This is a genomic window from Actinorectispora metalli (assembly GCF_056323685.1).
Map to the genome: position 1 here is coordinate 402504 of NZ_JBREYE010000001.1, position 11949 is coordinate 414452.

Consider the following 11949-nt stretch of genomic DNA (forward strand, 5'->3'; position numbering starts at 1 on the left):
GAGGGGCCCGAAGCCATGGCTTCGGGCCCCTCGGCACGGTCAGAGCTACTTCTTCTTGCGGCGGAACAGGCTGCCGACGGAGAACAGCGGGTCGTACTTGCGGTCCGCCACGCGCTCCTTCATCGGGATCAACGCGTTCTCGGTGATCGTGATGTGCTCGGGACACACGTCGGTGCAGCAGCGGGTGATGTTGCACAGGCCGAGGCCGTGCTCCTCCTGCGCCTCCCGCACCCGGTCCTTCGCGTCCAGCGGATGCATCTCCAATTCCGCCACCCGCATCAGGTACCGCGGGCCCGCGAAGTTCTCCTTGTTCTCCTCGTGATCACGCACCACGTGACAGGTGTTCTGACACAGGAAGCACTCGATGCACTTGCGGAACTCCTGCGAGCGCTGCACGTCCACCTGCTGCATCCGGTACTCGCCGGGCTCCACGCCTTCCGGCGGCGCGAACGACGGGATCTCGCGGGCCTTGGTGTAGTTGAAGGAGACGTCGGTGACCAGGTCGCGGATCACCGGGAAGGTTCGCATCGGCGTCACCGTGATCGTCTCATCCTCGGTGAACGTCGACATCCGCGTCATGCACAGCAGCCGCGGCTTGCCGTTGATCTCCGCCGAACACGAACCGCACTTGCCCGCCTTGCAGTTCCACCGCACCGCGAGGTCCGGCGTCTGGGTCGCCTGGAGCCGGTGGATCACATCCAGCACGACCTCGCCCTCGTTCACCTCGACGGTGAAGTCCTCCAGCGCGCCTTCACCCGCATCACCACGCCACACCCGGAAATGTGCCTTGTAACCCATCAGACCTGCCCCACATCGCCCGCGGCGGAGTGACCGCTCAACTCGTCGTCCTCGAAGTACTTGCGCAGCTCCTCGACCTCGAAGAGCCCCAGCAGGTCCTCCCGCACCGGGATCTGGTCCTGCTGCCGGAGTCGAACCTCATCGCCCTCGCCGGTGCACACCAACAGCTTCCGCCGCCAGGACGCGTCCATGCCGGGGTGGTCGTCCCGGGTGTGTCCGCCGCGGCTCTCGGTGCGCTCCAGCGCCGCCTTCGCCACGCACTCGCTGACCAGCAGCATGTTGTGCAGGTCCAGCGCCAGGTGCCAGCCGGGGTTGAACTGCCGGTGGCCCTCCACCTGCACCAGCTTGGCGCGCTGCTTGAGATCGTCCAGCTTCTTCAGCGCCAGCTCGATCTCCTCGCCCTTGCGGATGATGCCGACCAGGTCGTTCATCACCTGCTGCAACTCGATGTGCAGGCCGTAGGGGTTCTCGCCGGTGCCCGCGAACGGCGCCACCGCCCGCTCGGCGGCCTGGTCGACCAGCACCGTGGCGGGCTTGGTCTTGCCGGGCAGCTTCTTGACGTACTCGGCGGCGCCCGCACCGGCCCGGCGGCCGAAGACCAGCAGGTCGGACAGCGAGTTGCCGCCCAGCCGGTTGGAGCCGTGCATGCCGCCCGCCACCTCACCGCAGGCGAACAGGCCGGGAACCCGCGAGGCGGCGGTGTCCGGCTCGACCTCGATGCCGCCCATCACGTAGTGACAGGTCGGCCCGACCTCCATCGGCTCCTTGGTGATGTCCACATCGGCGAGTTCCTTGAACTGGTGGTGCATCGACGGCAGCCTTCGGGTGATCTCCTCGGCGGGCAGCCTGCTCGACACGTCGAGGAACACGCCGCCATGCGGTGACCCGCGGCCCGCCTTGACCTCGGAGTTGATCGCCCGCGCCACCTCATCGCGGGGCAGCAGCTCGGGGGGTCGGCGGTTGTTGTCGGGGTCGGCGTACCAGCGGTCCGCCTCCTCCTCGTTGTCGGCGTACTTGTCCTTGAACACCTCGGGGATGTAGTCGAACATGAAGCGCTTGTTCTCGGAGTTGCGCAGCACGCCGCCGTCACCGCGGACCGACTCGGTGACCAGGATGCCCTTCACGCTGGGCGGCCAGACCATGCCGGTCGGGTGGAACTGGACGAACTCCATGTTGATCAGCGCCGCGCCCGCGCGCATCGCCAGCGAGTGGCCGTCGCCGGTGTACTCCCAGGAGTTGCTGGTCACCTTGAACGACTTGCCGATGCCGCCGGTCGCCAGGATCACCGCGGGCGCCTCGAACAACACGAACCGGCCCGACTCGCGCCAGTACCCGAAGGCGCCGGTGATCTTCTCGTCCTCGACGATGAGCTCGGTCACCGTGCACTCGTGGAAGACCTTGATCCGGGACTCGTAGTCGCCCGAGGCGGCGAAGTCCTCCTGCTGCAGCGACACGATCTTCTGCTGCAGGGTGCGGATCAGCTCCAGGCCGGTCCGGTCACCGACGTGCGCCAGCCGCGGGTACTCGTGCCCGCCGAAGTTGCGCTGGCTGATCTTGCCGTCCTTGGTGCGGTCGAAGAGCGCCCCGTAGGTCTCCAGCTCCCAGACCCGCTGCGGCGCCTCCTTGGCGTGCAGTTCGGCCATCCGCCAGTTGTTGAGGAACTTGCCGCCGCGCATGGTGTCGCGGAAGTGGACCTGCCAGTTGTCGCCCTCGTTGACGTTGCCCATCGCGGCGGCGATGCCGCCCTCCGCCATCACCGTGTGTGCCTTGCCGAACAGCGACTTGCACACGATCGCGGTGCGCAGTCCCTGCTGGCGGGCCTCGATCGCCGCCCGCAGTCCCGCACCACCGGCACCGATGACGACGACGTCGTATTCGTGCCGTTCGATTTCCGTCATCTTGTCAAAGCTCCGTGGTTCAGTTGAAGAAACGCAGGTCGGTGATGGTGCCGGTGGCCACCAGCATCACGTATAGGTCGGCAAGGCCGACCGAGGCGAGCGACAGCCAGGCCAGCAGCATGTGGCGGCGGTTCAGCTTGCCGATCTGGGTCCACAGCCAATACCGCACCGGGTGCTTGGAGAAGTGCGTCAGCCTGCCGCCGACGATGTGCCTGCAGGAGTGGCAGGACAGCGTGTACGCCCAGATCAACACGACGTTGACGAGCAGGATCAGCGTGCCGAGGCCGATGCCGAAGCCGCCGTCCTTGCCGTGGAAGGCGATCACCGCGTCGTAGGTCAGCACCAGCGCGACCGGGATCGCGGCGTAGAAGAAGTACCGGTGGATGTTCTGGATGATCAGCGGGAACCGGGTCTCACCGGTGTACTTGCCGTGCGGCTCGGCCACGGCGCAGGCGGGCGGGGAAAGCCAGAACGCCCGGTAGTAGGCCTTGCGGTAGTAGTAGCAGGTCAGCCGGAAGCCCAGCACGAACGGCAGCACGAACAGCGGCGGCGTGACCAGCCAGCCGAGGTCGGGGAACCACTGCCCGAAGTGGCTGGAGCCCTCCACGCACACCTCGGAGAGGCATGGCGAGTAGAACGGCGCGAGGTAGTGGTACTGCGGCACCCAGTAGCCGGTGTTCATGAAGGTGCGGATGACGCCGTAGATGATGAAGGTCATCAGCCCCGCGAACGTCAGTAGCGGCGGCAGCCACCATCGGTCGGTTCGCAGCGTCCGCGCGGGAATCCGCGCCCTTCCTGGGGCCGTGGTGGTGTCGGTCATTCTCTCCTCTGTCTGTTTTCTCGCACCGGCGGAGTTCCATTCGCGGCCAGTCCGGGGCGTCGCTGTTCAGTTCGGGGAATGCCTTGCGGCACAAAGGAGTCGGTTCGGTTCGGGCAGGTGGTGGTGGTCAGCGCGCGTGACGCTGGTAGCCGCCGACACCCTCGTCGTCGGCTCCGTGCCAGAGCTTGGGGTCGTAGGGCTCGTCGGAGACCATGACCATCTCCGCGGTCCGAGGGGCCGGGGTGATCGAGGCATCGCCGAGTTCGGTGACGTCGATGTCCAGGCGTTCCACGTCGTTGGCGATCCGCCGCACCGACGGCAGGTCGCCGTACTGCTCGCGCAGCGCGGCAACGCATTGCCGCAGCTCGCCAAGGGCACGCCGCATCGCCGCCAGATCAGAAGTCGACATCCGCTACCTCCGCAAGTGCCTTGACCAGGGGATGGCTGTGTTTCGGCTCACGCAACACCGCGCCGTCGACTCTGCACCCTGTGCAGGCACTATGACAAGTGCCACACGCCGACATACCGGTTAAGCATCGGCAGGTTCGCAACCGGACTTGATCAAATCAGCCCGATCGGATGCATTGCGTGCCTGCGCATTCCAACCAGGCGAAAAGCGCCCCTCAGCACCCAAAACACCTGCCCCACAGAACCCCTCGTGCGGGGACGGTCGCGCAGCGTGAGGTGATCAAGCCCACGGCGCGGGCTGATAGCCCTTCGCGGCGAGCCAGTCGACGGCGCGCTGCTGTTTGCGTTGCTCGCGGAAATTGAGCCAGCCGAGCAGCACCTCGCCGGAGGCGTCCTCGACGACCTGCCGGAAGCGGTAGGTGTTCTCCTCCAGCGCGTCCTCCAGCTTGGCGCGGAGGTCGCGGTCGCGAACGGTGGCGGTGAAGGCCGCCATGTCCTGGCCTGCCTTGGCCGGCAGCCGCTCGAGTTCCAGCCACCGCTGGCCTGGCTCCTGCCCGACGAGGTCGCGGTCGTCCTCGGTGTAGAGCTGGCCGGTGTGCAGGTCCAGCAGCGAACAGGCGTACTGCGGGCTGCCCTCCAGGGACTCGGCGAGCATCTCGATGTCGACGGGTACGGCGCGAAGCGACTCAGGCGGCACGGGAGGAGCTTATGAGGCGCAGCGCCTCAGTCACCGAGTCGACCACCGGTCGGCCCGTCTTTTCCAGCGCGGCACGGCTGCCCATGCCGCTGGTGAGCAGGATGCACCCGGTGCCCGCGTGCTCGGCGGCGTCGGAGTCGTCGACGACGTCGCCGATCAACACGACCTCGCCGGGGTCCAGTGCCTGCTCGGCCAGGTGTGCCCGCAGGTGCTCGGCCTTGGAACCGCCACCGGTCTCCAGCCGCAGACCGTCCACCCTGGTGAAGTACTCGACCAGTCCGAGGCTGCCGACCAGGGTGGTCAGTTCCTGGTGGAACCACATGGACAGCAGCGACTGGGTGCGGCCAGCCGACCGCCAGTCCCGCAGCGCCTCCTCCACCCCGTGCGCGAGCCCACAGGTGTCGAGCAGCCCGTGGTAGGCGTCGTGATAGGTGCGGTCCAACTCGGCCCATTCCGCCGGGCTGAGCTGCCGGGCCAGCAGCCGCTCGTAGCAGGCGACGATGGGCCTGCTGAAGATCGTCCGCCACTCGTCGAGGGTGATCGCGGGCCGGTCGAATCCGGCGCAAACGCGGTTCACGGCTTCGAGCACTGCGTGGTTGTCGCTGAGGAGAGTTCCGTTCCAGTCCCAGACGATGTGCTGCGCGTTGATGTCCGTTCCCCTTCGCCCGTACGGTCTCCCACCTGGACTCTAAGCGATGAGCCACGCCGGTCAGAAGTGATTTTGGCCCGGCCGCGGTGTCGCTTCCCATTGCTCTTCGCACCAGCCACTGGTCCGCGGCAGGGATACGCTTGCGCCGAGGCGGACTGGTGACCAGGACCGCTAACGAATGGGTGCTGGTTGCACGCAGAGGACCGGGCACTTCGTGGCCCGACGACCTGACTGCTGACCAGCCGCGCGGATCTCGTGCGGGGCATGGCGTGATCTCCAACGGCCCGGCGGCGCTCGAGTATCCACCGGCACCGACCAGTCACGCGGGCAGGTCCATGGCGATCGTGTGGCCCCGCATACCGCCTACGCCGCCGCCCGCGGCGAAACCGCCATCCTCCGACTCGGCGTTGATTCCTGACGCCCATGGCTTGAGTCCTCGCCGCTGGCCGTTCACCGCCGAGGCACCCGGGCAATACGGCCGGGTCCGTTGGCGCTGACGGCCGTCGTCAGCGCAGGTCGTTGGTAGCCTCATCATCGGAAGGGCGGAGGTGGACCATGCGGACAGCCTGCGCCGCTCGTCGCCCCGTGGACCCTCCCGCCGGGTCCCAACGGCATCCAGCGCTGTTCGCGCTGGTCGGTGCGCTCTTCGCGCTATTCTCACTGATCACCCCCGGCCACACCGCCGATCTCGGCCGGTTCGGCACCACGGCGATCCGTGCCGCGGGCAGCGCGGGTTCCGCCCCGGTCTCGGCCACCCGCCGCGTGCAGGCGCCTAGTGTCGACAACCAGCGCACTGTCCAGTTCGGGGAACGCACCGAATCCGCCGGCCTGCACGAGGGTCTCGCCCTCTCGCCCGAACCTGCCGCGGCGCACTCGGCCCGCGTTGCCTTCGTCCACCTCCAGCACGTCCCGGCTGATCTGCCCGCACAGCGGGTCTGGTCACCCGCGGCAGGAAGGGCTCCGCCCGCTTTCGCGGTCTGACGAGCCCACTTTCCCGCCGTACCGGTCGCCGACCGGGTTTCCTGGAGGTTCCTCCGTTGTCCCGTACCGTCTTGTGGCGGGCGCTGTTCGCGTTCGCCATCATCGCCGCCTCGCTGTTCGCCGCGTTGTCCGCGCCCGCCCGCCTCGGCCTCGATCTTCAGGGCGGCACCCAGATCGTGTTGGAGGCCAAGGACTCCCCCACCGCCAAGGCCACCCCGGAAGCCGCCGACCGCGCCTTGGAGGTGCTGCGCCGCCGCGTCGACGCCCTCGGCGTCGCGGAACCGCAACTGGTCCGCTCCGGTGACCGCCGCATCATCGTCGAGCTTCCCGGCCTGCAAGACCCCCGCCAAGCAGCCGAGGTCATCGGCCGCACCGCGCAGTTGGAGTTCCGCCCCGTGACGGGGGTCGCCACCCCGCCCGCCGACGGCAAAACCCCGCCGCCCGGCCCGGACGGCAGCCGGTTGCTGCCCGACGAACAGGGCCAGTGGCTGCGGCTCGGCCCGTCGGCGCTGACCGGCGATGGCGTGTCCGACGCCGCCGCCGGTCCCGCTCAAGGCGTGGGCCAACAGGTGAGCGTCTCGTTCAAGGGCGACGGCCAGCGGGCCTGGGAGCGGATGACCGGCGCCGCGGCCTGCGCACCCGCCGGCGACCCGACCCGCCGGGTCGCGATCGTGCTGGACGGCAAGGTCATCTCCTCCCCCGGCGTGAACCAGACCGTGTCCTGCAACGTCGGCATCCTCGGCGGCTCGACCAGCATCACCGGCTCGTTCTCCGCGCAGGAGGCCCGCGACCTCGCCGCGCTGATCAACGGCGGTTCCCTGCCGGTGCCGGTAGAGATCGTCGAGCAGCGCACCGTGGGCCCGACCCTCGGCGCCGAAGCCATCGACGCCAGCGCCAAGGCCGCCATCATCGGCGTGGCCCTGACCGCGTTGTTCATCATCGCCATCTACCGGCTGATGGGCGCGATGGCCACGATCGCGCTGGCGAGCTACGCGTTGATCTCCTACGCGGCGCTGATCGCACTCGACGCCACCCTCACCCTGCCTGGCCTGGCCGGTTTCGTACTGGCCATCGGCATGGCGGTGGACGCCAACGTGCTGGTGTTCGAACGAGCGCGGGAGGAGTACGCGATACGCAACAACCTGGGCCGCGCCGTGGAGACCGGCTTCACAAAGAGCTGGAGCGCGATCCTCGATTCCAACGTGACCACCCTGCTCGCCGCGGGTCTGCTGTTCTTCCTGGCGTCCGGCCCGGTCCGCGGATTCGGCGTCACCCTGTCCATCGGTGTGCTCGCCTCGATGATCTCCGCGATGGTGATCAGCCGCCTGCTGGTCGCCTGGGCGGTGCAGCGCCGCTTCGTCCGCAACCGCCCGGCCCTGACCGGCCTGTCCGGCACCGGCGGGGTCCGCGCCTGGCTCACCAAGCGCAACCCCGACCTCATGGGCCGCCGCGGTCTGTGGCTGGTTCTCTCCGGTTCAGTGGTGGCCCTCGCGCTCGCCGGCATGGTGGTGCAGGGCCTCAACGTCGGTGTGGAGTTCACTGGCGGCAGGCTGCTGGAGTTCTCCACGGCGCAGCAACTCGACGCCTCCGCCGCCCGGACCGCGGTGTCCGATGCGGGTTTCCCGCGTGCCGTGGTGCAGGCCTCCGGCGACAACGTCTCGGTGCGGACCGGCGAACTGTCCAACGATGAGGCCCAGCGCATCGCCGACGCGCTGGCCCGCGTCGGCGACGGCGCAGAGAAGCAGCGGGACGAGCTGATCGGCCCCAGCCTCGGCGCCGAACTCCGCAACAACGCCCTGATCGCCTTCGGCGTCGCTCTCCTGGCCCAGCTGGCCTACCTGGCGTTCCGCTTCCGCTGGACCTTCGCCACCGCGGCGGTGCTGTCGATGTTCAACGCGGTCCTCGTCGTGACCGGGGTGTTCGCCTGGCTGGGCAGGCCCATCGACGGCGTTTTCCTGGCCGCGATCCTCACCGTGATCGGCTACTCGGTGAACGACACCGTCGTCGTCTTCGACCGCATCCGGGAAACCCTGCGCACCCGAAAGCGCTCCTTCGCCGAACTCGCCAACCGCGCGATCCTGCAAACCATCCCGCGCACGGTGAACACCGGTTTGGGCGCGCTGTTCATCCTCACCGCCTTGGCCGTACTCGGCGCCGACTCCCTGTCGGACTTCGCCTTCGCCCTGGTGGCGGGCGTCATCGTCGGCACCCTCTCCACGGTCTTCACCGCCACCCCACTGGCGATCATCCTCGAAGCCCGCCGGTCGGGTCGGGGCACCTCGCTCCCGCAGGCAGCCCGCCGAAGGACGAGCAAGTCCGAACCGCGTCAGCCGCGCGGCAAGGCACGCACCCATGCAGGAGTGGCCGGGAACTCGCCTGCTTAAGTGGCGGCGCCGATGGAAGCCGCCTGTCGTGTGCACGGCAGGCGGCTTCCGCCGGGCGGACCGACGCCTCCCAAGACGATCCGCAAGTCATCCATGGACAAGTAGTTGGATCAAACGGGTCGCTTGATCACAAGGGACAGGTGCTCTCGGCGTCAGCGCGGCCGTCGGCGGTGAGCAGGAGGCACTCCCCGTATTCGTCGCGGCCGGGAACGGCCACGACGGCGGCCTTGCTCTCACTGGAAGACAACGGGTTTGCCGCATGAACCGGCGCCTTCCGCAACCGGTTGGGATACCAGGCAACCTGCTCGAATGAACCGGTCCGGTGTCGGTTTCCAGCCGTTGACCGGGGATCGAACGGCACCAGCATGGATGCGTCGAAGTCGGGTGGCCCCGACAGTTCGCACGCTTCCGTGCCGGACATGGCGGTGGGAATCCAGGTGATCCACATGGCTGATCGGGTTCCTTCCGTGACGGTCACGGCGATGCGCCTTCGCCCGTGTTCCGGCCAACGCGGTCATCAGTGCTGTGCCCAGTGGCGGCGCAGATGGTCGGCAAGCTCGGTGGGGCGTTCGTCGGGGAAGAAGAGCTTCGCCCCGTTGAGCTCGATCACCTCGGTGACTCCGGGAATCGTGTCGCGCAGCCAGTACGCCCAGTCCAGCGTGAAAACGTCGTCGCTGGTGCCCCACACGACCAGGGTGGGCACGTCGAGTTCGCGTAGTCCTGCCTCCGCCGCCAACAGGTCCTCGGCCGTCAGCGAGATGAGGAACCGTTCGAATTCCCTGGCCCGCTCCGGCGTGCCGAACACCGGATCGAGGTAGGCGCGAATCGTGGCATCGCTGATGTCCTCGGGGTGTTCATATGTGCTGTTGAATACCGTGGCCCGTGCCGTCGCGGGGTCGGTCAGCGCGGCGGCGGTCGGCGCGAGTTCGCCGCGTTGCGCCGCCCGCACCGTGGGCTTGAACGCCTCAGGCGGCAGGTTGTCGTGCGTATCGCAGTTGGTGAGCGTGAAGGTGCGCAGTCGCTCGGGATGGCGAGCGGCGAAGACCTGGGCGATCGCGCCTCCGGTGTCGTGGGCCACCAGGTCGATTCCGGTGAGTCCGAGAGCGTCGCAGAAGTCCTCGATCGCTTCGGCGAGAGCGGGCAGGGTGTAGTCGCCCCGGGGTGGGGTGGCGCCGTGCAAAGGCAGATCGATGGCGATCCGGCGGTCGCCGACCTCGGCGATGACATTGCGCCACAGATGACTACTGGTGCCCACACCATGGACGAACAGCGCAGTCCTCCCCTCGCCCTCCTCGACGTACGCCATGTCACCGGACCGGGTGGTGACGGTTCGCTGCATTCTGAACCCCCTTGATTCCATACCGACTGTCGGTTTCTATATTCTAGACCGACAGTCGGTATGTCAAACTTCCAGCGGGATCAGGTATAGGTATGGACCATGAACAAGAAGGCCGAGCGCGGCCAGGCCACCCGCGAGCAGCTGGTTTCGATCGCCACCGGGTTGTTCGCCGAACACGGCTACGAGAACACCTCCATCGAGGCCGTTCTCACCGAGGCCGGGGTCAGCCGCGGCTCGCTCTACCACCATTTCGCGGGTAAGGAAGCCCTGTTCGAAGCCGTGATGGAGGCGGTGGAGATCCGGGTCGCCATTGACTTGGCGAAGGCTGTCGGTACCGTGACCGACCCTCTGGAGGCACTGCGGATCGGCTGCGTGACCTGGATCGAGCTTGCAGGCGACCCCGTCGTCCAGCAGATCGTGCTCATCGACGCGCCCTCCGTACTCGGCTGGCAGCGCTGGCGTGAAATCGAGGAGCAGCACGCGCTGGGGATGGTCAAGGCCGCGTTGAACCGCGTCGGGCGTCTTCCGGACCAGCTCGTGGATACCTTCGCGCACATGCTGCTGGCCTCACTGAACGAGCTCGCGATCCGCATCGCCCGGTCCACCGACCCCGATGCGGCCATGCGCGACGGCCAAGCCGCCGTCGAGGAACTACTCCACCGACTACTCGGTTCCTAGGCGGCACTTTGAGGCCGCAACGAGCACAACGGCCAGTCGCCGGACAGCGGGTGGGAACTACTCGCGGATACCCGTGGTGATCCGAGAAGGAACGCTTTGTGATGGCGCTGGGATCCAGAGCGACATGTTTGGTGATGGTCGGCTTCAGGGCTGGGATGGTTCGGAATGGCCGGAGCGCGGCCCCGGAATGAACCCTTGCCAAGTGGTCCTCGTGCGGCTCGGGCGCGGTGCTATTCGGGGAGCGGATCGTCCAGGGCGGCGGCTTCCTGGCCTGCTTGTCTGAGCTCGTCGCGGACCACGCGGTAGGACAGGCCTTCCGAGTAGCCCTTGCGGGCCAGCATGCCAACCAAGCGGCGAATCAGCTTCAGTTCGTCGGTTTCGGTGGTGCCGCGCAGGCGTTTGCGCACCAGGTCGCGGGCACGTTCCTCCTCTGCTTCCTCATCCACCGCGGCGACCGCTTCGGCCACCACTCCGTCGGCTACGCCTTTGCGGCGCAGTTCCACTCGCAACGCGCGGCGACCCATGCCCTGGTAGGTGTGCCGGGAGCGCACATACAGTTCGGCGAAGGCGGCGTCGTCGATCAGGCCCACCTCACCGAGGCGACCGAGTACTCGGTCGGCGATGTCCTCGGCGATCCCCTTGCGGAGCAGCCCTTGGTGCAGTTCCGCGCGAGTGCGCGGCCGCGCCGTGAGCATCCGCAGGCAGATCTCCTTGGCCTGTGCTTCCGGATCGGCAGGCGGTTCCGATGGCCGGTCCCGCCGACCGGCACGCCTTCCGTCCTGTGTGGACCTTCTTCTGCTTGGCGCTCGTTCGTCCGGAGAGGAGTGATCGGCCTGAGGTTGCGGGCCGGGTCGCCGCGTCGCCTGGGCTGCCTGCGGCACACCATCGGCCGCCGTGGGCGCCGGTGGTGCGCTGTCCTGCGGGTTTGCGGTCTGCGAGCGTCGGCGACCGCTGCGAGTGTCTGCTACCGAACGTCCATCGCCTGTCGTGTGGTCGCGTTTCGGCCGGGACCGGCTCCTGGTTGGAGTCGGTCGGGTGTCGTGGCCCGGAGCTGCCGCCGAAGGGTCGTGCCCGGGTGCCCAGCGGGTTGTTTCCGATTGCGGCTGTTCGTCCGGTGGGGGCCACGGGGCTTCGTCCGCTGTGTACTGGTCGCCGTCCGAACCGCGGTTGCCCGTCTCAGTCGGGGTCCAATGTTCGGGTGAGGGCGCCGACCACTGGTCCAGGTCCGGGGCCGGGTGCTCCGCGGGCCTGTGGTGTGGTGGGCGGGTACCGGCCGGTCCGGTCACGAGGAGTTGCT

At 68.0% G+C, this 11949-nt stretch carries 13 protein-coding genes; 3 read left to right on the plus strand and 10 right to left on the minus strand.

Annotated features, from left to right (window positions below):
• Positions 1 to 45: 45 nt before the first annotated feature.
• The 7 genes from ACU6XJ_RS01845 to ACU6XJ_RS01875 all read right to left on the minus strand — a co-directional run bounded on the left by ACU6XJ_RS01845 (position 46) and on the right by ACU6XJ_RS01875 (position 5724).
• Positions 46 to 798: a succinate dehydrogenase/fumarate reductase iron-sulfur subunit gene (locus ACU6XJ_RS01845; protein WP_476306181.1), complete on the minus strand. Its 753-nt coding sequence runs from the start codon at positions 796 to 798 to the stop codon at positions 46 to 48.
• Positions 798 to 2696, minus strand: a complete 1899-nt coding sequence (locus ACU6XJ_RS01850) for a fumarate reductase/succinate dehydrogenase flavoprotein subunit (RefSeq protein ID WP_476306184.1) — start codon at positions 2694 to 2696, stop codon at positions 798 to 800. The genes ACU6XJ_RS01845 and ACU6XJ_RS01850 overlap by 1 nt, the downstream gene beginning before the upstream one ends.
• Before the next feature lie 19 nt (positions 2697 to 2715).
• Complete coding sequence (locus ACU6XJ_RS01855) at positions 2716 to 3516, minus strand: hypothetical protein (protein WP_476306187.1); 801 nt, start codon at positions 3514 to 3516, stop codon at positions 2716 to 2718.
• A gap of 127 nt (positions 3517 to 3643) precedes the next feature.
• On the minus strand, positions 3644 to 3925 hold the full coding sequence (locus ACU6XJ_RS01860; protein ID WP_476306190.1) for a hypothetical protein: 282 nt from the start codon (positions 3923 to 3925) through the stop codon (positions 3644 to 3646).
• Positions 3926 to 4204: 279 nt separating this feature from the next.
• The gene (locus ACU6XJ_RS01865; protein ID WP_476306191.1) at positions 4205 to 4621 is read right to left on the minus strand and encodes a hypothetical protein; all 417 of its coding nucleotides are present in this window, start codon (positions 4619 to 4621) and stop codon (positions 4205 to 4207) included.
• Entirely contained in the window at positions 4611 to 5270 is a 660-nt protein-coding gene (locus ACU6XJ_RS01870) for an HAD family hydrolase (RefSeq protein ID WP_476313757.1), read from the minus strand. Before ACU6XJ_RS01870 ends, ACU6XJ_RS01865 begins: the two co-directional genes overlap by 11 nt.
• 319 nt (positions 5271 to 5589) lie before the next feature.
• Positions 5590 to 5724: a hypothetical protein gene (locus tag ACU6XJ_RS01875; RefSeq protein WP_476306192.1), complete on the minus strand. Its 135-nt coding sequence runs from the start codon at positions 5722 to 5724 to the stop codon at positions 5590 to 5592.
• A 131-nt stretch (positions 5725 to 5855) separates the two neighbouring features.
• Here ACU6XJ_RS01875 and ACU6XJ_RS01880 point away from each other — a divergent pair, with 131 nt between their 5' ends.
• Together ACU6XJ_RS01880 and secD are read left to right on the plus strand one after the other, a co-directional pair.
• Positions 5856 to 6251 carry a hypothetical protein gene (locus ACU6XJ_RS01880; protein WP_476306195.1) on the plus strand — a complete coding sequence of 132 codons (396 nt, stop codon included), beginning with the start codon at positions 5856 to 5858 and terminating at the stop codon, positions 6249 to 6251.
• Between the two features lie 56 nt (positions 6252 to 6307).
• Positions 6308 to 8635 carry a protein translocase subunit SecD gene (secD, locus tag ACU6XJ_RS01885; protein WP_476306198.1) on the plus strand — a complete coding sequence of 776 codons (2328 nt, stop codon included), beginning with the start codon at positions 6308 to 6310 and terminating at the stop codon, positions 8633 to 8635.
• A 127-nt stretch (positions 8636 to 8762) separates the two neighbouring features.
• On the opposite strand, the gene ACU6XJ_RS01890 is transcribed toward secD, so the two are convergent.
• Positions 8763 to 9113: a hypothetical protein gene (locus ACU6XJ_RS01890; RefSeq protein WP_476306200.1), complete on the minus strand. Its 351-nt coding sequence runs from the start codon at positions 9111 to 9113 to the stop codon at positions 8763 to 8765.
• Between the two features lie 39 nt (positions 9114 to 9152).
• The gene (locus tag ACU6XJ_RS01895) at positions 9153 to 9974 is read right to left on the minus strand and encodes an alpha/beta fold hydrolase (RefSeq protein WP_476306203.1); all 822 of its coding nucleotides are present in this window, start codon (positions 9972 to 9974) and stop codon (positions 9153 to 9155) included.
• Between the two features lie 99 nt (positions 9975 to 10073).
• Between ACU6XJ_RS01895 and ACU6XJ_RS01900 the strand changes: the two genes are divergently transcribed.
• Complete coding sequence (locus tag ACU6XJ_RS01900; protein ID WP_476306205.1) at positions 10074 to 10652, plus strand: TetR/AcrR family transcriptional regulator; 579 nt, start codon at positions 10074 to 10076, stop codon at positions 10650 to 10652.
• Positions 10653 to 10882: 230 nt separating this feature from the next.
• Here the strand turns inward: ACU6XJ_RS01900 and ACU6XJ_RS01905 are convergent, their stop codons facing one another.
• A complete protein-coding gene (locus tag ACU6XJ_RS01905) occupies positions 10883 to 11359 on the minus strand; it encodes a regulatory protein RecX (RefSeq protein ID WP_476313759.1) in 477 nt (158 codons plus the stop codon).
• Between the last annotated feature and the right edge of the window lie 590 nt (positions 11360 to 11949).